Raw genomic sequence first — 21,235 nt, forward strand, 5'->3', positions numbered from 1 at the left:
TTGGTTTCCTCCGATTTAAATTTCTTTTAACGAGATTCATTTAATAAATGTCCTAGTTTTTCTTGTTTCGTTTTTAAATAAAAGGCATTCTTTTCATTATGATTCATTTGGATAGGTACTCTTTCAGTAACTTCTATCCCACCTTCTTCTAAGCCTCGTATTTTTCTTGGATTATTGGTCATTAACTTAATCTTTTTTGCACCTAATAGCTTCAGTATTTGTACACTCTCATGATAATTTCTCATATCTTCTAAGAAGCCAAGCATCATATTTGCCTCCACTGTATCATAACCTTGATCCTGCAAGGCATAAGCTTTTATCTTATTAATAAGGCCAATTCCTCTTCCTTCCTGCCTCATATAGACTAAGATACCACTACCTGCCTCAGCAATTTTTTTCATCGCTGCATCATACTGCTCACCACAGTCGCATCTCTTAGAACCTAGTGCATCTCCTGTTAAGCATTCTGAATGAATGCGTGTCAGTATAGGCGTAGCTTCATTTATTTCTCCTTTAACCAATGCGACATGATGCTTTCCATTTAATAGGTTAACGAAACCATACATGGTAAAATCACCATACCTGGTAGGCATCTTAGCCTGAGCTACTAACTCAACACAAGCTTCCCTTTGCTGCCTATATGTAATAAGATCTGCTATTGTTATGATTTTTAGCTCATGTTCTTTAGCAAACTCTATAAGATCAGGTGTTCTTGCCATGGTTCCATCTTCTTTCATGATTTCACAGATAACACCTGCGGGTTTTAGTCCTGCCAATCTGGCTAGATCAACTGCTGCTTCAGTATGTCCAGCTCGCTTAAGTACTCCCCCTTTTTTGGCTATGAGCGGAAAAACATGCCCTGGTCTCTTAAAATCTTCTGCTGGACTTTCTTCTAGAACCTTTTGAATCGTTAAAGCTCTCTCAAAGGCTGAAATGCCTGTTGTTGTTGCACTATAATCTATAGAAACAGTAAAAGCCGTCTCATAATGGTCTGTATTCCTATTGACCATAGGTGAAAGTTGTAAGGCACTAGCATATGCTTCTTCTATAGGCATACAAATCAGACCTCTGCCATATTTAGCCATGAAATTAATAGCTTCGCCTGTTACCTTTTGGGCAGCCATTAGTAAGTCTCCCTCGTTTTCCCTTCCTTCATCATCTATGACAATGATGATTTCTCCCTCTCGAATCGCTTTAATTGCTTCTTCAATTTTACAAAACATCTACATCTCTCCTATCCTTTACATAAAACCATGTTTTTTTAAAAAATCTTCATCAATCTTATTTTCTTTATGAACCTCATGCGTTAATCCTAGTAATCTTTCAACATATTTCCCAATGATATCTACTTCTAGATTAACTTGGTCTGTTACCCCCTTCATTAACAAAGTAGTTTTATTTTTTGTATGAGGTATAACAGATACTTTGAAATATTCTTTAGTTACATCGGCTACAGTTAAACTAATACCATCAATAGCAATACTTCCCTTAAGAACCACATATCTTAGTATTTCTGCTGGTGCTTTAATAGTAATCCAGGTTGCTGCTGCTTCTTTAGTAATACTCATCATCTCACCGATACCATCAATATGACCACTTACCAGATGCCCTCCCAACCTGCTACTTAAACGCATTGCTCTTTCTAAATTTACAGCTGCTCCTATTCTCAGACTTCCTAGGTTACTTTTCCTTAAAGTTTCTGCCATAATATCTGCTTCAAAACTGCCTGACGTCATATTGGTAATGGTTAGGCATACACCATTAGTAGCAATACTGTCCCCTATTTGGCTTTGTTCTAATACTTTTACAGCATTAATTTTGATTCTTGAAAATTTCTCTCCGTTTTGAATATGTTCCACATGCCCGATTTCTTCTACAATACCTGTAAACATTTTAATCACCTACTTCTGTATGATATACCCCTCTAATAAGATGTCTTCTCCAATCCGCTTTATTTGCAAATTTTCGACCTTTATAGATTCTTCCAGATCGGCAATCCCCCTACCTGCCACCGGCGTCTTAGCTTGCCCACCTACTAGTTTGGGAGCAATGTAAAACTGCACCTTGTCTACTATGCCAGCTTCTAATGCACTTGCGTTTACTTCCGCTCCACCTTCGATTAAAATGCTGTCTATCCCCAGTTTTCCCAACTGAATCATCAATTCCTTTAGATTGACTCGATGTTTGTAAGCTTCTACAAATAATACCTTTACGCCAAGTTCTTCTAACTTTTTTACTTTATCCACTGCCATTTCTTCTATTTCTTTGACTGCTGCAATTATTACCTTACTGGTGCCACCTATTATTTTAGAGCTCATAGGTATTCTTAGTGTGCTGTCTACTACAATAATGACAGGGTTTCTTCCGCTTATAAGCCGACAAGTGAGCAGGGGATCATCTTTAATAACCGTTCCTATCCCCACCATAATACCTGAATAAGCATTTCTTAGTTGATGAACCATTTCTCTTGACGCTTCACCAGTAATCCACTTTGACTGGCCTGCTACTGTGGCAATTTTTCCATCTAACGTCATTGCAGCCTTTAATAAAACAAATGGTTGTTGTTTAGTAATATACTTGATGAATATTTCATTAAGCCTACGACATTCTTCCTCTAGAATGCCTACTATCACTTCAATGCCAGCGTCCTCAAGCCTCTTAATACCACTACCTGCCACTAAGGGATTCGGATCTCTCATCCCAACAACTACCCGCATTATTTTGTTTTGAATGATGGTTTCTGTACAGGGTGGTGTTTTTCCATAATGATTACAAGGTTCTAAGGTAACATACAAGGTAGCCCCTTCACTCTTTTGTGAAGCACTCTTTATAGCATTAACTTCTGCATGGTTAGCGCCATAAACTTCATGATAGCCCTCACCTATTATCCTTCCCTCCTTTACTAAGACTGCCCCCACTAAAGGATTCGGACTTACTTTTCCTCTTCCTTGTTTGGCTAGATTTAATGCATACCTCATATAGTTCTCATGCATTCTATCACCTCACTTTCTTTTATAGATAAACTTAACAATCTTAGAGTTAATCTACAAAAAAGGCCCTGAGTCACATGTACTCAGGGCCTTTTCTATAAGTATTCATACTGCTTATGTCATAATAAATGGGCAAACCTCTCTAGACTTCCCGACATAAACATTATGCTGATTAATCAATCTAAAAAAGCTCTGAAATAGATTACTATTTCAGAGCTCAATATAAAATATAGATTATATTTAATCACTATACCTTGTATTTATCTTCTTTCATCCAGACTATACTGTCGGCTTCGGAATCTCACCGAATCATACCATTTAGGCTCGCGGGCTTTACCGCCGGTAGGGAATCACACCCTGCCCTGAAGATTTATTAAGTTTTTCATTATATATAATATTTAAAATTAACTTTATTGTCAATTCATTTTATGGAACATTTGTATTTGGTTCTATTTTCATCTCAATTACTAATTGGAAATAGACTCATTTTCTTATGCAACCTTAACCTCTCAGTAATTACTTTTATATGAATACACTTACTCTAGTACATAAATGCCTGGGGTATCCTTTTGATTTTTAAATTTAAATCCTTCTGGCATTGTTTCTTCAGTCACAACCTCTATCAGATGCAAACCTACTTTCTCCGGTTCCTCATCATTACGTATTTGTATAGTAAAAATCAAGTAATATTCTTGATTATCATTTGTTACTGTATATGTTCCATTTAACACCTTTGTTCTTACTCCATAATCCGTACCTTCTAGTGTACTACATCCCCCATCAAATCCTCCGTTACATCCTGGATAGAAATCCATCAACTCTTCTATCTTCTCATCTAGATCTTCTGCATTTTCTAACGCATATTTTGAAAATAATGCTTTTAGGCCTTGTGCATCTTGTGCCTCTAAGGCATCTATTATAGATTGTCTTGTTGCCTCTGATTGTTCATCATCAGTTCGGTTAGATTCTGCTAAATAATCTAATCTAGATCTAAAATTGCACCCCATTATACTCCCAACCATTACGCAAACTCCTGTCCCTAATATTATTAGCTTTACATTTCTAATTATATTTTTACCACTTATAATATGCCACTTTATTTTCTTCATCAAAACACCACCCTTCTTGTCCTTTCATCCTTCCAGTATAAAATGCCTTCCACATTTTAGGATTATCTGAAAAATCTATACTCCCCCTTACTTCTAACTCATTTTTATTCCTATCTTGATACTTCGGATTAAAGCCTGAAATCCACCACTGTGGATCATCTGGATTATACTCAAATATCTTTTCTCCTGTATTCTTATCATAAAGACTCAGCGTCATATGTAAATTTGTATCTGTTGCACTATTTAAGTGATAACCATCTCCATAATAAATTCCTGTTTCACACCCAGCACCTAGATTCAAATAATCCCCCTTCCACATCCAGAGCGTATATGTTGTCCCGTCTTCTGTTGTAAATGGTAGGGACTTATACTTATCCATAGATGTAGCCGCATTAAAGATATAATCATAGAAATCATTATAACCAAACGGTGCTTGCCAGCAATTGGGATTGGTGTGATATACTCCATCAGAAGTTCTCTCAAAGTTAACTGCATCTAAGAATGCCTCTCCTAACCAAGACTGCGACATATCTGCCATTGCATCACTTATGGAATAGCCAAAAACCTCAACTTCTATTAGGTCTCGGCCTGCTCCGATGATCAAATTGCCCGCATCGCTCATGGCATCTTTAACTACTGGAGGGACATAATTGTCCATGATATAGTCTGCACCATTAAAGAAAGTAGTTGTTGCATCACTTAGGACTTCTCCTGCTGAATTGACTGTATCACCAACCCAAGCCCCAACGGCATCTGCACTATCACTTACCCAATCTTGTACATCTGACCAACTAGGAAAAGCGCCGTCACGGTCTACAAAATTAAGGGGACGATTCCAGCAGTAACTATATTCATTTAATGTATAGGGTGCTGCTTGAATTCCCCTTATCCTATCTTTTGCTCTAAAGCGACCATTTTTAGCGTCATATTCACGTGCTTGAGAAAAGTAAGTGCCTGACACATTATCTTTATAGTAGCCCGAATATCCAAAAGGTTGCCCTTCTTCTGGTTTTGCAAGAGTATCATTACCAAATTCATCAAAGCTATAGCTTTCCGTAATTTTCCCACCTGCATCCATATAACGTAGTGGGCTTCCCATCTCATCTGGAAGATAATAATGAACGCCCTCTTTGCTTTTTTCTGCTGCTACGCTACCATCCCACATCAATTCACGAGTATTGTCTCCTTCTAGCATCAAAAGTATATTGTTATAACGCTTTGTCTGGTCAAGGACGTATTCTATAGATTTTACAGATGAATAATCCGCTTCAAAAATCTGCTGACTCACTCTTTGTCCCAGGCCATTGTATTCATAGACAGACGTCATTTGGTCCCCATTCATAGCTCGCACCATACGATTCATGCTATTATACTCATAAGCTTGCTTTAATGTGCCATTCTCTATAATCTGAGTCAGATTGCCTCTTGCATCATAACCATAATCTGTCATACCTTCTGCTGCTATGGTGCGAATGAGCTGATTAGCTGCATTATAGTTGTATTCTGTTCGGCTTCCTTCACTTTCTAAAAAGGTACGATTGCCAAATGCATCATAACCATAGTTTCTAAGAGAAACGCCATCTTTTACTACAGCTACTAAACGGTTTAAGGCATCATATCTATAATCATATGTACCACTTTCTTCTGGTAAGTTACGTCTTGTTTGTGTAATCCTTGTTTTGTTTTGTGCCGCATCATATTGATACTCATAGCCATCAATCATTCCTTCTTCATCCCAGTAGCATAAACTTGCAAGGGTCCCTGATAAATAATAAGTATAGTCTGCTTTTACCCCATTAGGTAATAACTTACTCATTAACTTACCACTATTATCATATTGGTATTGAAATACACCATTTTCATCCCGAAGCGAGGTAAGTCTTAATAACTCATCATATCCATACTCTACTTCTTTGCCTCCTGGATATTGCATACTGAGGCGTTGTCCCATAATCCCTCTTGTATAGACCGTTTCTCTACCTGCATGATCTGTAATCTTTGTGGGCCTTCCTAGCGCATCCACTTCAATGGTTGTTACGCCCAACCAGTCTTTAATCTGAGTCAGCTGTTTGAGTGCATTATATGAAAACTTAACAGCATTGCCATCTTCGTACTGAATTTGAGCGAGCTGGCCACCTGATGTATAGTCGTATTGGGTAGATAGGCCTTCTTGATCTATCTTTTCTATCATACGCCCTCTAGCGTCATAAGTATAGTTTTCCTCCTTGCCTAAAGCATCTCTTATCATTGTGACATTACCAAGTACATCACGTTCATATTGTACAAAATGTGCATTTTGGTTATCTTTATTCAACATTAAAGCTTCTGCTAGCTCTTCTTGCTTGCCCCACTGGCAAACTTCCGTTAAACTTCCCATTTCATCATAACTGTATTCGGTACGATTACCCATTGTATCTGTTATGGCTAATAGACGACCTGATGGTGTATAGCTGTACCATGTCGTATTGCCATTCGTATCTATTACAGATTTTACATTTCCCATGGCATCATAACTGTAGCATTTTGTTTGTCCTTCACTGCTTTCAATCTTTTCTATGCGGTTCATTGAATCATAAGAATAAAATAAGGTAAAGCCCTCTTGATTTTGCTTACTCTTTACATTCCGATTCTGATCATAGGTATAGCTTACATAAGTGCCATCTGCATAAGTAATTTTTGCTAACATCCCACCAGATAAATAATCATATTTGGTCTTACGCCCTGCTGCATCTATTACTTCACTTACCTTGCCAAGAGGATTATAACTGTATCTTGTCTCATTTCCCTTAGGATCTATAGAACTTATCTTCTGTCCTGCTTTGTCATAGATAATCTTTCGTGTATTGCCCATAGCATCTATCATTTTAGTTCGTTGGCCAAATTGATTATATGCCATACGGCTCACTGATCCGTCTGCATCTTCTACCTCTATTAACCTGTTGAGGGCATCATAGTTTAGCTTCACCGCACCGCCATCTGCGTCTATAATCTTGGTACGATTACCATTTGCATCATATTCATAACATACCTTAGCACCTTTTGGATTGATGATGCACGCTAAGCGGTTGAGCTTGTCATATATAAACTTTGTTTCACCACCATTTGCATCTATTCTCCGTGTGACATTAAACATACTGTCATACTCAAGCATAGTGACATTGCCCTCTTGATCAATGAGTTTCATTGGTTTATTGATCGCATTATATTCTCTCTTAATCTCACTACCATCAAATTCCTTAATGCATACGACCTTGCCGCTTTCATTGTAGTAAAAATGTCTTACATTGCCTTCTGCATTTTTTACCCGAGTGATGTTTCCTTTGAGATTATAGGTGTATTCCGTCCGATTACCATTCCCATCAATCGTGGCTGAGACTTGACCAAACCCATTATATTCATAGTGTGTTTCTCCACCCATAGGCTCCTTGATAGAATGAACATTACCATGTGCATCATAAGTTAGACTTATGATACTGCCATCAGGTTGTTTGACTTCTATGGGCCTACCATATTCATTGTAGGTTAGTGCAATAGCCCTTCCAAGCCCATCTTTCCTTAGGGTAAGATTACCTTTGTCATCGTATTCATTCAACTGAAAGTCTTCGCCGCCTATTTTAATCTTTTCAACGAGCTTCATGGCATTATATGCCATCTCTACTTTCTCACCTAATGGATTTTCTATTTCTGCTAAATTGCCTGCTACGTCATAGACGTATTTGGTCTTATTACCCTTTTTATCAGTTACCTCTGTTTGTTGATTCTGCTCATTGTAGGCATATTGAATCTTGCCATCAGCAAACACAGTCTCTACACTACGCATATTGTCATCATGGATGTAGGCGATTTGATTACCATTTTGCTCAGTGACATGAATAGTCTTTGCTGCATCATCATATTCTAGTAGCATCTCTCCCCCATCTGGATAGCTTTGCTTCGTTACACGTCCTTTGTCATCATATTCATTTCTAATAGAATCAATAGCTCTTCCATTTGTAATTACCTCTAGGTTACCATCTGTATCATAACGGTACTGAAAGGTGTGATTTTCTTCATCTTTTACCTGAGATAAATACCCCTTTTCATAGCTTAGGCTTACCGCCCGCCCTTCACTATCTGATACATCTATTAATAAATTTTCCTCATTATATTTATAAGATAAGGCTTCCCCAGACATACTTTTTACTATTTCTAACCTTCCAGCCCCATCATATATAAGTTCCAGATATCTGCCATTGCCGTCTTCTACCCTAGTATTTCTTCCTTCTTTATCAAAATAGTACTTGGCGCCAAGTGTTGTCTCATAAAGCATGCCTTCTTCTATTTCACTTAACCTATCAGCTTTGCCAATAAAATGAAGATAGGTGCCATCTTCCATCTTAACAAAGGTTTCTTCCTTACCGTCAGACCAATGTAACATGGCCCTTTGGTCTTCTTTGGTAATATATATTTCGTAATTATGTACCCAGCCTTTACCTAAGGCTCCTTCTTGCTTTTCCATAGAGTTATAAAACATCTTAAATTCTACTGGGTATAATCCCTTTAATCTCAAATACTCTCTGTGATAAATAAAGTTACCTGTTGCAAAATTAATAGGATCTCCGCCGTACTTACAACATTCGTTGCCTAGCCCCTTAAGCATTTTTATTAAACTTTCCAAAAGCTTATCTAACATCTTAAGGACCTCTTTCGGCTCTTTCTTCTTGCCACTATCTGCAACCGCATTAAGTAGTATTTTTTCCGTACTTTCATAGAGTTGTATGATATTACTTAATGCACTGCCCATCCCCTTTAAATTCTCAAGGCTCCCCTTGCTATCTTCTTCCAAGGCAACTAATGCACTTCTTATGTCACTATACGATTGATTGGATAAATTTTTTCTTACCGTTTCAAGACGTGTTACATAGTCAGCTAAAGTCTTTGCTAGATCTGTATACTGCGTTACTGATTCTCTTAGATTGGGTAGATTCACATCAAATTTCGTCTTCAACTCAGACCCTCCATATCATTTATATTAATATAAAATTTCTTTAAACACGGTATCCAACTCAGTATTTTTATCTAGTATAATATATTTTTCCTTTCTTTTTCATTTTCGAGACTAAATGCACTTTTAGATGTCTGAATAGCAACTTTATAGGCGTATTAAAATTCATCTTCTGCTTTTCACATTAAAATATCCCTATCTGACGCTTTGCCAGATAGGGACCCTTTATGCTTTAACTGTTTCATTATCATAATACTTAATAAGTGCCTGCGTTCCTAAATCACCTAGTTCCTTCTCATCTAATGCTCTATACATTTTTAGCACTTCATTTAATACTTGTAAATGAAGTGCCACTTTATCCGCTTCTTCTGTAGCTATCTCCATATCTTTAATATAATGCTTAATGAAAAATCCTGGATTTAAATCACCCTTTAAAATACGTGGTGCCATATTAGTCATTTGCCAACTTCCTGCTGCACCCTTACTAATACTATCTAACATAGTTTGTACATCTAAGCCAACCTGCTTGGCATATGTCATTGCCTCACACACCCCTGCGATGATTCCTGCTAAAGCTATTTGATTCGCCATCTTTGTATGCTGACCACTTCCTGCTTGCCCTTCATAAATAATATTAGTTCCTAAACATTCAAAAATAGGCTGACACACCTCAAAGGCCTCACGATCTCCACCTACCATAATAGAAAGTGTCCCATTTTGAGCACCAATATCGCCACCTGATACTGGCGCATCCAATGCACTCATCTGTTTTTTCCTAGCTGCTTCATAAATCTTCATAGAAAGCTGTGGGCTAGTAGTGGTCATATCAATCACATAGGTCCCTGGCTGACTGTTTTCTAAAATACCGTTTTCTCCGAAATAAACTTCTTCAACATCTTTAGGATACCCAACTATGGTAATCACAACATCCTTACCTGTTACGCAAGTCTTAATATCCTCACACCACTGTGCTCCCTCCTTAATCACATCTAACACCTTTTCTTTAGTACGTGTAAAAATAGACACCTCATAACCGCTTTTCATTAAATTTCTGACCATAGATTTACCCATTACACCTACACCAATAAATGCTATTTGTTTCATTAGTTACTTCTCTCCTTCTTACTTGTATCTATTTATATCTAAAAACACACGCAAAATCTCATATTACATTACCAAATAGTTCATACTTAACAACCTTCTCTTTGAAAGTACTATTTATTCAGGTCCAAGCATCATCATTTTATAGCTACATTATACCACATGATTCAAAAGGCGTATTACCTAAATTCAAGTTATAATCCCTATTATTAGTTAATGTTATAGTGATTCTGCCATGTTATTAATATCTGTAGAATATGCCAATACGCAATTAGGTACACAGATTACTTTAGATGAAGTAAACGTGGTTTAACAAGGGACATTTGATGATAAGGCTGCTGGTCAACAAATTGCTGCACAAATGTATGATCGTGGTGTTAAAGTAATCTTTACTATCGCCAATGATGGTGTAGGACTTCCAGCAGATAATCCTAACCTAAGCGAAAAAACAATTGGAATCGTTAATAAAGTATACCAGCAAGTTAAAAACAAAGAAATTATTGTAAATGAATCTTTATAAATTAACACAAAAAGCCAAGTGATAACTCACTTGGCTTTTTGTGTCTCCAGCACTTCATTATTCACTTTTAACAACCTATACTTCATATTAAACTCCTTATGAAAGAAATTATATTGATGGATATAGTAAATTTCTCTATAAATTCCAAAACCCCCAAACCTAGATTTTTCTATGTTCAAGGGTTTTGCAAACTTCAAAAGAAAACTCTACTCATATTGGCAATTAAAAAGCAAAGCAACATGCCCATTGCTGTGGGTAATAAAAAGCCGATTGCTGCCCATTTTAAACTTTGCGTTTCTTTTTTTATAGTCAAAAGTGTAGTTGAACAAGGCCAGTGCATCAGGAAAAACAGTAGGGTACATAGGGCCTTAATAGGTGTCCAACCATTACTAATAAGTAGTGCCTTAATTTCAGCAGTTTCATGTAGGGTTACAATATGCCCTGTGGACATATATGCCATGATCATAATAGGGAGTACAATCTCATTAGCTGGTAACCCTAAAATAAATGCCATAAGTATAATGCCATCTAGGCCTATGGCTTCTGCAAAGGGATTTAGAAAATCTGCAAAATAAGTAATCAGTGTTGTATCCCCAATAGTAACATTAGCTAGGATCCATATCACAAGTCCTGCTGGTGCTGCTACCAGCACTGCCCTTTTTAAAACAAACAAGGTACGATCAAGAAAGGAACGAATAAGAATCTTACCTATTTGTGGTTTTCTATAGGGTGGGAGCTCTAAGGTGAAAGCAGAGGGAATTCCCTTCAGTATGGTTTTGGAAAGTACCCAGGAGGTTGCAAAAGTTAACAGGATTCCTAATATAATAATCGCCATCAGTAGTATGGTAGACAACAGTGAAGTAAAGGGTGACAGCCCTGAACCTACAAAAAACATGCTAATGATAATAATAAGTGTCGGAAACCGCCCATTACAGGGTACAAAACTATTGGTCAAAATCGCTATCAGGCGTTCCCTGGGTGAGTCAATAATACGGCAACCTTCAACACCAACTGCATTACAACCAAATCCCATACACATGGTAAGGGCTTGCTTGCCACAAGCACAACACTTTTTAAAGGGTTTATCTAAGTTAAATGCCACTCTTGGTAAATAACCCAAGTCTTCCAGATATGTAAATAGAGGAAAGAAGATGGCCATAGGTGGCAACATAACCGAAATAACCCAGGTCAGTACGCGATATATCCCGTTAATCAGCACTTCCTCCAGCCACATAGGGCTTCCACATATCTGAAGAACATTCAAAAGGTGAACTTCTAACCTATAAAAAAAACCAAATAATATATCTGAAACGTAATTGGCTCCAAATAAAGTAATCCAAAAGATAATGCCTAATAAAAGAAGCATAATAGGAATGCCGGTATATTTACTGGTTAAAATCTTGTCAATTTTTCTATCATCTTTATAGCGCGCCTTTGAATGATATTTTACCACTTGATGTGCAATGGCTTCTGCTGTAGCTATCAGTGAAATAACAATCTGATCCTTGAGCTCCTGCGTTGAAATCTGCTCCTCATATAAAAGACTTTTAGCTTCTTCCAGCTTTGCTTCAAGTTGTGGAATCTGACAATACTCTTCTTTTAAATAAGGTGCAATCAGTGGTAAAAAGGTCTCTGAATCCTCTAGTAGTCTAATAGCAAACCATCTAGCTGGCGCTGGTAAGGTATCACCTAGTGCTATCAAAGGCTGAATACAAGCAATGGCTCTTTCTATACTTGGTATATAGTTGACCTTAATAGGCAGGGATTCTTCTTTCTTACTTATTTGAATACTTACCTCCTGTATAAGTCTTTCAAGTCCTTTCATGCTCCTAGCAGTTGTACCTACTACAGGTACTCCTAAAATTTTAGAGAGCTTATCAAGGTCTACTTGGATGTTCTTTTTCTCTGCCTCATCTAATAAATTAACACAAATAACAACCTTACTTGAAATTTCTAAGATTTGCAAAGTAAGATTAAGATTTCTTTCTAAATAGGTGGCATCACACACCACAATAATCGCATCTGGCTCTTTTAAACAAAGAAAATCTCTTGCCACTTCTTCCTCTTTAGAATGTGCCATAAGGGAATAAGTCCCTGGCAGATCTATTAAGTTATAAACTTTACCCAAGTAACTATACTGCCCTTCCGCATAAGTAACCGTTTTACCTGGCCAATTTCCCGTATGCTGCTTTAGACCTGTTAAGCCATTAAATACTGTACTTTTACCTACGTTAGGGTTACCTGCTAATGCCACTCTATACGCATTAGGTTCTATTTCCTGTATAGGACAATGTGTCATCTTGCCTCCTTCACTTATGCCTTACTAAAAGCCTTTTATTAATAGCGCTCTTTACAAGACACAGTTACTTTATTAATGCGTTATTATAATCTTATTCGCATCTTCTGATCTTAATGCAATAATAGTACCCCTTATTTTATAAGCAACAGGATCCCCACTTGGACTCTTTTGAAGACACTCTATAGTCGTTCCTTCTACAATGCCTAAATCTTGCAGACGGCGCCTCATACTACCTGTTGTATATAATGTTTTTACTTTTCCAGTCTGCCCTTCTTTTAATTGTGTAAGCGATAATAATACGTTCATATTTCTCTCTCCTTGAATTACATAAAAATCTTTCTTATTCCTATAATAATGATTTTCCGTTATAATGTTACTATTTTCTTACATAAAATTTATTTTTTACATTTTTTTAAAATAATTGAAACTTTTTAAGTCCCTATTAATATACTATGAAAGAACCAAGTAAATTTTTAGAATATTTAGGTGTCAATTAGTCGTTTAGGAGGTAATTTTAGATGCTCAACAATAGAAATTATTCTAGAAGTCCTATGAATTCAAGAAATATGCAAAATATGATTCCTCAAATGAGTTATGGTAATCATTTAGATATAGAAAAAGCTTATACCGAGTGTATAGACAATATGCCTATTGCTATGGCCTATGTCCCTTTTCAACAATGGAGAAATTTATATGAACCTGCCGAAGCCTTCCAAAGAGGCACTATTTTTAAAGAACTAGATCTTCCATTTAATTGTGCAAAGGAGTGTAAATAATGACAAACAATAACGCTAACGAATTATTAGATTTAATCAGAATCCTAGGATTTAATATGTTCGATGCTGTCCTTTTTTTAGACACACATCCTCGCAATCAACAGGCATTAGAGCATTATAAACAATATCAACAACTTATGAATCAAGCAACAAAAGAATATACAACTTACTTTGGACCTTTAACATCAGATGATGTAAATGTAACTAACGGATGGACTTGGGGCGAAACACCATGGCCATGGGAAAGAGAGGCAAATTAATATGTGGCATTATGAAAAAAGATTACAATACCCTGTTAAGATTACAACAACAAACCCTAAAATAGCTCAGCTCATCATCTCACAATATGGTGGTCCTGATGGAGAACTTGGTGCCTCTTTACGTTATTTATCCCAACGTTATACTATGCCTAGTCGCAAAATTGCTGGACTGTTAACTGACATTGGTACAGAAGAATTAGCCCATAACAGTTATCAATAAAATAATAAAAATCGTGTAGCCTATGCTATTCTAAGGCTACACGATTTTTATTATGCTATTCATTTTGCAGCTTGATCTTTCCTTTATTAAAATTAACAGCGTCATATATATACCACTTATTACTGTCACTCATTTGGCTTTCTGTTGCTACTCCTATTTTATAAGCAGTAAACAACGTATTTGCAAGGTTTATCAGTACTTTTGTAACTTTTTTGTATATTTTAATCGGCAATTTATACTTTCATTTGCCCACATATTCATAGAATAACTTGGGTGATATGTAATAACTCCACTTCTTATTCCCGGGTTTTTTCTTGGCCACTCCAAAAGAGAAAGTGCCATCTTGCAAACATAACCTAATGAAGTGTGGATCAAGATGCATTATTTGAGCCGCTTTTGAAACACTTATTCTTTCTAGGTCCTTATTTAATTTTACCTTATTATCAAATACAATCTTTAATGTTTCCCACTCTTCAACAGTTATCCCATCTAGCCTTTTTATATATTCTTGTATTAATTCTTCCACATATACCATCCTTTCAATGTATACTCATGTATCTTATGTATATTTAACCTCATTTTCCCATCTTTATTATATATATTTTATTTTCTATAGTAGTTTATAAGAAAAATAGATAAATATACATTATAGAGAGTATAAAAACAGCGTGTAACCTTACTAATTCAAAAGTTACACGCTATTTTTATATTAGAATTAAATATACATTATTTCAATGTAATCATTGTATTATCATCTAGCAACCAGTTTGAATAATCCACCTCACTTCTTGCAATACCTTATATATCTTTATTATATTTAACAACTACCTACCAGCTACCTGCTTTATTAAATTTTGATTTTATTTTCTATATAACCTATTCTCATTCATTATCTACCTTCGCTGTTCAACTACTTCTTTCATACTTGTAAGCGCTGCCTCAACACAAAGTATTCCATTCCCCCAAGTAATGTTAGGATAAGGTGACTGACTACTTGGTCGTCTTGCAGTACGTAACATAAAAATTCTAATGATATCTCCATACAAATTAATATTTCCTAGTTGATAAATACCGTACGACATCATTAAAACATAAGCACCTGCTACAAAAGCTGAAGCTGCGCTAGTACCTGATAATGTTGTATATAGATTTTCACTTTCTGAGGCTGGTACTGTAATATTCACTCCTGGTGCAGTAATCCCAGGTTTCACTCGTCCATCTGCACTAGGTCCTCTTCCTGAAAAAGAAACCGGTTGTACTGCAAAATTATTGTACGCTCCAACACTTGTAATCTTATTTGCTGTTGCTGGTGTTGTTATAGTTTGATTGAGATCTGCATTTAAAAATTGAGTTTGATTTTCTGTTTCTGTTACAATACTTCCCCATATATGGTAATTTCCCTCTAATATAATATTCCCACCTGATATAGTTAAGTTCCAAATTCCATTATTAATATTCCTACCACCTTGACCTTGGAATAAAATATAAATTAACTGTTTATCTATATTAGTGAGCGGAGCCGAAAAGTTAATCATTACAGCTGTTTCATCAAACAAATAAGCACGACTAGCATTTAACAAATTCAGTTCCTCCGTTTTTTCACCATTAGGTGCTTGAATAGTTAACTTTATATCATCAGTAAACCTGCTCCAGATACAGCAAGCATAATTTGCAATATTTCCTTCAATTAGTAATTGTTGCTCTTCAAATGTTCCTATATCAACCTTGCCTGATGTATGACTTCCTCTATTTCCTTGATTGCCCACACCTACTACAATATTAGTCATCCACATATTATATACTTGATTAATATATAGTTCTATAGGTGCACTTCCATCATGTGCCGTTAAATTATTTCCTATACCCAGTAAAATTACGACAGGTTTTTCTAATTCTTTTGCTTTTCTAACTACATAGTAAAGTCCCTGCATGACTTCTATATCTCGTGGATGCTCATTTGTTACTGTTCCTAATTTAACGATTAACAATTCACATTCTGGTGCCATTCCCTTGTTAATGCGACCGGTACTACCTCTCCCATTTCCTGCTGCAATACCCGTTATCGCTGTACCATGTCCTATCATATCTTGGCTAGGAACAATGGCAAGCTGTTCTTCTTTCGTGTTCCGACTTAAAGCCGCATTAATTTGCTCACCTGTAAACTCTACTCCACTAGAAAAGCCTACTGGTGATGTACCCAAAAGTGTCTGATCCCATAAATACTTAATACGCGTACTACCATCTATATTTCTAAAGTCTGGATGACTATAGTCAATACCAGAATCTATTACTGCTAATAAAACACCTTCTCCTGTCACAGTAAAATTTCCACCTGGATTACTTACATTGGATGCACATACTGATCCTAACCCGATATCAATGTATTCACACATGGTAGGTAATGATAGGAATACCACTTGTGGATGATTAGATAAATTAGGGATTTCCATCTTATTAATAAAAATCTGAGCAAATCCACCTTGTAGGTTATATGCTGAAAATGCATATTTCTCCTGTATTTGATTAATATTACCTACATACTGCATGATGACTTCCCAAATACTTTCATTCTCTGTTGTCATAAATAAACTTCTAACTTCTTTAGTTAGCAACCTTTCATAGCGTAGTGCCAATTGTAATGTGGCATTAATCTTATTTGTAATCATTGCTTACCTCCTAATCTATGGGAGTTGCTAATACTTGTGGGAGTCTCTCTAATTGGTATACTCCATAACCTTGACTTCTATCTGGATAGGTAACGTCTTCAAATTGATATACATTACTAAGTATCAAATTCCTCATAATCAGTGAATTAGCTCCTGGCTCCCCCATTTCAACTTGCCATTTATCATATAGGCAAGCTATAGATCCAAGTAGTGTACTTGCTGCTATAGCTGTTCCTTCTGCATTATTCCATCTATCATCCGATATTAAGACAGATATCCCTCGACTTACACATATAGGATTAGTTATCCCATTCCAATTAAATCCTCTACCTGCACTTCTTAAGATTACAAAGTTTTGTCCATCGAATCCTGATACACTAATAATTCCATCAGTAGTTGCATTAGAACCCAATGTCGTAAATGGCGTAGCAGGGCTTAACGTTACATTAGGATTTAGTTGTTGTTGTGAAAGCCATAAATCAATCATTCCTCGTGTTGCAACTTGTTGTTCTATCTCAATTGTCCACGTTCCTGGTGTCATGTTCTCTATACTAAATAATATATATTGACTGCCATTATTATAATCATCCAAAAGCCCTGTTGAATAAATTGTGGCCTTTTCTCTATTCGTAATGGCTTTTCTTTCTAGTTTAATGGCATGCTCATTATCCTTTGGAGGATAAAGCATAAATTCAGTATTTTGAATACATTTTATATAAATAATACCCACTAAGTAAGGTGTCTGCTCTTTAACTTGTAAGGAAACCTTATTTAATACATCATAATCACTTACTAAAATACTATGATGATTTTTATCACCTTCCTCCCCTGTAGGCATAATAAAGGTATAGTTTTGTTTTCTTGCTAACTGAGAGAGCATTTGTTCTATTATGCTGCTCCCATCATGCGCAGAGATATTGGTACTATATGGAATATAGATTACAATAGGCTTATTATTAAGTTGTGCAAGCTCCATGAGTTTATGTACTGCCACTAGAACTTCTGGCATTAACACCCCTTCCTGTTCTTCTACTCCACCATAAATCCTATTAATAGCTTCAGGTGCTTTATTGATTTTAGCTACTATAAACTCAGCATGAGTAGCAATCCCCCTATACTGTTCATCTTTTCCTCCAGCAATCTGTAATATTAAGGTTTCATCCTCTTCACTAGCTGGCAAGGGTACACTTTCTCCTGGATTAGATAACGCTAGTGCTGCATTAATTTGATTCGAAGTATAATAAATGCCCTCGTTACCTTCCTTCTGTTCCCACATACATGCAATACGTGTTGTCCCTGATTCATTTCTTAAATAACTTTTTCTATAATCGACCCCTTTTGTCCCAATAATGCCAATGTAAACACTTTCTCCTAGATATTTTAATTCTTGTGATACTTGGTTATATGCTTTAAGAGGCTTTACCTCTTCTTTTTGAATCAGCGCAGGTGTTAAAATAGGTGACATATAATTAGGCGGAACATGATGTGCTATTTCTTGTCTAAAGCTATCTATCTTTTGCCTTTCATCATAGATAAATGTATAATTTTTACCCACACAAACTGTTCTTAATCCAAGTTCTTGGTAATAACTATAATCTTTATCATCTAATAAATTAAGCGGCACATATATTCTCTGACTGAGTGGTATTCGGTCATAAAAGTTGTCTTGATAAAGTGACATTTGACTTTTATTTTCTAGTAACTCATTGCCTTGTTTCCTAAAACACTTTTTTATGAGTAACTTAACCTCAGCCTCTAACTTATGTGTATAAATCATTCTCTTTTCATTAAACTTATTTCTTTCACTTAGTGGACATTCATATTGATATATTTCTTCCCTAGCTACGCTATTTATACAAATACTCTTATATGTTTCTAGATATAGATTGAAAATTTCCTGCATCAATGAATGAGATTTAAAATATGGCAACTGACTTTCTATATGACTAACAATCACTAGTGTACGCTTAAGTTGTTTGGCGATTTGATGAAGCTTCTCTATTCCCATTAAGTACTCACTAGAGTAAATTCTTTCGGTACTACTATAACAGCAAATCCATGGGGTATGTTGTTCCTTTATATTTTTTTCTTCCCATTTTTGAGAAGAAAAATCATATTCATAACTTACCTCTGCTGAATCTACTCTATTACCTATCGTTGCTACTATAATTGGTAAATGTATTAGGCCTTTTACTGTCGTAAAGGGTACCTTTTTTAACAGTAACTCATAATCCGGCTCTATGTCAGTGACTCTTTCTTTTATCTCTACAAGTTTATCATCTGTAAGTTCTATTATAGATCCAAACTCTATTAGTTCCTGTCTTTGCTTCAGAAATAGTGTTTTACACAACATCGCATCTACCTTGGGCACAATGTATTTCATGATATCCCTCCTATATATCAGCAATACTACTTTGTAAATCTAACCTTCCATACCCTTCGAGATTATTAGGATACATCACATTTTTTTGCCTTCTGGCACTCTTTACTAAAATCCCTGTAGCAATTACAGTATTCATATAAGGTGAGTTTTTATCTACTACTGCCCATTGTAAAAGCAATGCGCAGGCCGAAGCTGTTATAGCTGCGGCTGCACTTGTACCAGTATAAGTTGTAAATCCTCCACCTGGACTAGGTCCTTGTATATTGACTCCCGGTGCAATAATATTAGGTTTAATAACACCATTGGGCGTTGGTCCCCTACCTGATGCAATATATACACTATCATCTATATAATCATAAGCCCCTACTATTAGAGAAAACCTCTGTGTTCCTGGGATTTGAACTGTTGTATTAGGATCAGGTCTTAAAAATCTAGTGGTATTTTCAATAAAGTCACGTCTAGGTAACCAAATATGAAACACGCCATCTACTATAATTTCCCCTAAAATCACTAATGACCAAATACCCGGGGTTGGATTCTGTAATCTAATAACAATTTGCTCATCCCCTGATAGAAAGCTGGGATAGCGATAAGTTACTGTTGCTATGGTTCGTTCTAAATTAAAGCTATAAGTCTGATCCTGCTGTGATAAAATGGGAATACTTTCAATCACCTGACCTAGTGGACTTCTTATAGAAATACGTAATCGGTTAACGCTAGCTGTCATCATAAACATAATAAATCCACTTTCGTTTTCACCCACATTAATTTCTACTACTTCGCTCATCCCTAGAGCAACTTCTCCTCTGTAATGATGTCCACTGTTTGCTTCATTCCCTGCTGCAATGACAGTAATGACATTAGGGGCTATAGAAAGCTCTTGTAAAAAAATTTCTAAAATCTCCGTCCCATTATGTGGCCCATAATTTGAACCCATACCTATGCAAATGACAATAGGTCTATTTAAGTCGTATGCTACCTCCAGTAAATAATTAATTCCTGTTAAAATATCCGTATCTTGATAAGCTGGTACTTCTTTGTTAATCATATGGTAATCTCTAATTCTTGCACTGACTTGCCTTAATTTTACCATAACGATACTTGAATCAGGAGCGCCACCTGCAAAACCATCTATGTTTGTTTGATCATTTCCTGCAGCTATACCTGCAAGAAAAGTCCCATGCCCTATTTCATCCCTTGATGGTACAATACTAAAAGGGTCTTCTGCTTGTAATGCTGCATTTATGTCCCTTTGGCTATATATACTTCCATATCCATAGGTTTCTGGTGGATTGCCCTGAATTGTTTGATCCCAAATAGATATAATACGTGTAGTACCATCTGCATTTTGAAATAGTGTATTGGTATAATCAATGCCCGTATCTACAAATCCTATCAAGACCCCCCTTCCTCTTAACTCACCATAAGGATAGTTATGAAAGATTGAAATATTAGATACTTCCAATGCGTTGGTTACATTAAGCCCAAAGGGCGCTGGTTCTAATATAAAATTAATCACTTGTTGTAATCTTACAAATTCTTGTTCACTCTCTTTAGGTACTTGAACAGTATATATATATGTTGCAACTTGTTTAAAAATAAGTTTTGGAAAAGTAGATTTTAGTAATTCAACATTTTTTATATCCCTAAGTGCATAGTTCATTAAGATATAAATATTACCATTCTCTTCTATTTTCAACACCCCCTTATAAAAGTTCAAAATCCTATATAATCCTTTAGAACACATATATATATTTATGCTTAACTCCTATTCACTTATGAGGATATTTTTGCAAAATACTAAGCTCGTATGATTTTATCATGCTAAGTATCACATTTAGTAACTTTAAGTTGATATTAATATGTAAAAATTTATTTACAACTATAAAAGCCACTAACTTTTGCTAGTGGCTTTTATGCAAACTAT

General features: G+C 35.9%; 15 protein-coding genes, 1 pseudogene and 1 riboswitch. Of the genes and pseudogenes, 4 read left to right on the plus strand and 12 right to left on the minus strand.

Features of this window, described 5'->3' with window-relative positions; genetic code table 11:
• Window positions 1-26: 26 nt before the first annotated feature.
• From EKH84_RS16385 to EKH84_RS16410, 6 genes are all read right to left on the minus strand, one after another.
• Window positions 27-1,223, minus strand: coding sequence for a bifunctional 3,4-dihydroxy-2-butanone-4-phosphate synthase/GTP cyclohydrolase II (locus EKH84_RS16385; protein WP_127067132.1), 1,197 nt, complete (start codon window positions 1,221-1,223; stop codon window positions 27-29).
• 18 nt (window positions 1,224-1,241) lie between these two features.
• Window positions 1,242-1,892, minus strand: a complete 651-nt coding sequence (locus EKH84_RS16390; protein ID WP_127067133.1) for a riboflavin synthase — start codon at window positions 1,890-1,892, stop codon at window positions 1,242-1,244.
• A 9-nt stretch (window positions 1,893-1,901) separates the two neighbouring features.
• On the minus strand, window positions 1,902-2,993 hold the full coding sequence (gene ribD / locus EKH84_RS16395; protein WP_127067134.1) for a bifunctional diaminohydroxyphosphoribosylaminopyrimidine deaminase/5-amino-6-(5-phosphoribosylamino)uracil reductase RibD: 1,092 nt from the start codon (window positions 2,991-2,993) through the stop codon (window positions 1,902-1,904).
• 255 nt (window positions 2,994-3,248) lie between these two features.
• A riboswitch (FMN riboswitch) is annotated at window positions 3,249-3,364 on the minus strand.
• Between the two features lie 162 nt (window positions 3,365-3,526).
• Window positions 3,527-4,099, minus strand: coding sequence for a DUF5104 domain-containing protein (locus EKH84_RS16400; RefSeq protein WP_127067135.1), 573 nt, complete (start codon window positions 4,097-4,099; stop codon window positions 3,527-3,529).
• Window positions 4,065-9,086: a DUF6531 domain-containing protein gene (locus EKH84_RS16405; RefSeq protein WP_127067136.1), complete on the minus strand. Its 5,022-nt coding sequence runs from the start codon at window positions 9,084-9,086 to the stop codon at window positions 4,065-4,067. The genes EKH84_RS16400 and EKH84_RS16405 overlap by 35 nt, the downstream gene beginning before the upstream one ends.
• Window positions 9,087-9,308: 222 nt before the next feature.
• Window positions 9,309-10,187, minus strand: coding sequence for an NAD(P)-dependent oxidoreductase (locus EKH84_RS16410; RefSeq protein ID WP_127067137.1), 879 nt, complete (start codon window positions 10,185-10,187; stop codon window positions 9,309-9,311).
• 358 nt (window positions 10,188-10,545) lie between these two features.
• Here EKH84_RS16410 and EKH84_RS22535 point away from each other — a divergent pair, with 358 nt between their 5' ends.
• On the plus strand, window positions 10,546-10,704 hold the full coding sequence (locus EKH84_RS22535; RefSeq protein ID WP_243118606.1) for a hypothetical protein: 159 nt from the start codon (window positions 10,546-10,548) through the stop codon (window positions 10,702-10,704).
• A gap of 193 nt (window positions 10,705-10,897) precedes the next feature.
• Here EKH84_RS22535 and feoB read toward each other — a convergent pair whose 3' ends face one another.
• Together feoB and EKH84_RS16425 are read right to left on the minus strand one after the other, a co-directional pair.
• Entirely contained in the window at window positions 10,898-13,003 is a 2,106-nt protein-coding gene (gene feoB, locus EKH84_RS16420) for a ferrous iron transport protein B (RefSeq protein WP_127067138.1), read from the minus strand.
• Between the two features lie 72 nt (window positions 13,004-13,075).
• Window positions 13,076-13,309, minus strand: coding sequence for a FeoA family protein (locus EKH84_RS16425; protein WP_013657713.1), 234 nt, complete (start codon window positions 13,307-13,309; stop codon window positions 13,076-13,078).
• 212 nt (window positions 13,310-13,521) lie between these two features.
• On the opposite strand from EKH84_RS16425, the gene EKH84_RS16430 reads away from it, so the two are divergent.
• The 3 genes and pseudogenes from EKH84_RS16430 to EKH84_RS16440 all read left to right on the plus strand — a co-directional run.
• Window positions 13,522-13,779, plus strand: a complete 258-nt coding sequence (locus EKH84_RS16430) for a spore coat associated protein CotJA (RefSeq protein WP_127067139.1) — start codon at window positions 13,522-13,524, stop codon at window positions 13,777-13,779.
• The gene (locus tag EKH84_RS16435) at window positions 13,779-14,039 is read left to right on the plus strand and encodes a spore coat protein CotJB (RefSeq protein WP_127067140.1); all 261 of its coding nucleotides are present in this window, start codon (window positions 13,779-13,781) and stop codon (window positions 14,037-14,039) included. The genes EKH84_RS16430 and EKH84_RS16435 overlap by 1 nt, the downstream gene beginning before the upstream one ends.
• 1 nt (window position 14,040) lies before the next feature.
• Window positions 14,041-14,244, plus strand: a pseudogene (locus tag EKH84_RS16440) (manganese catalase family protein); the annotation flags it as partial.
• A 256-nt stretch (window positions 14,245-14,500) separates the two neighbouring features.
• On the opposite strand, the gene EKH84_RS16445 reads toward EKH84_RS16440, so the two are convergent.
• From EKH84_RS16445 to EKH84_RS16460, 4 genes are all read right to left on the minus strand, one after another.
• Window positions 14,501-14,785: a hypothetical protein gene (locus tag EKH84_RS16445; protein WP_013657717.1), complete on the minus strand. Its 285-nt coding sequence runs from the start codon at window positions 14,783-14,785 to the stop codon at window positions 14,501-14,503.
• A gap of 367 nt (window positions 14,786-15,152) precedes the next feature.
• Window positions 15,153-16,925: a S8 family peptidase gene (locus EKH84_RS16450; RefSeq protein ID WP_127067141.1), complete on the minus strand. Its 1,773-nt coding sequence runs from the start codon at window positions 16,923-16,925 to the stop codon at window positions 15,153-15,155.
• 10 nt (window positions 16,926-16,935) lie between these two features.
• The gene (locus EKH84_RS16455) at window positions 16,936-19,308 is read right to left on the minus strand and encodes a hypothetical protein (protein ID WP_127067142.1); all 2,373 of its coding nucleotides are present in this window, start codon (window positions 19,306-19,308) and stop codon (window positions 16,936-16,938) included.
• A 10-nt stretch (window positions 19,309-19,318) separates the two neighbouring features.
• Window positions 19,319-21,010, minus strand: a complete 1,692-nt coding sequence (locus EKH84_RS16460; RefSeq protein WP_243118682.1) for a S8 family peptidase — start codon at window positions 21,008-21,010, stop codon at window positions 19,319-19,321.
• Window positions 21,011-21,235: the final 225 nt, after the last annotated feature.

Origin of the sequence: Cellulosilyticum sp. WCF-2, from assembly GCF_003990395.1 — a bacterium.
GTDB classification, from domain to species: domain Bacteria; phylum Bacillota; class Clostridia; order Lachnospirales; family Cellulosilyticaceae; genus Cellulosilyticum; species Cellulosilyticum lentocellum.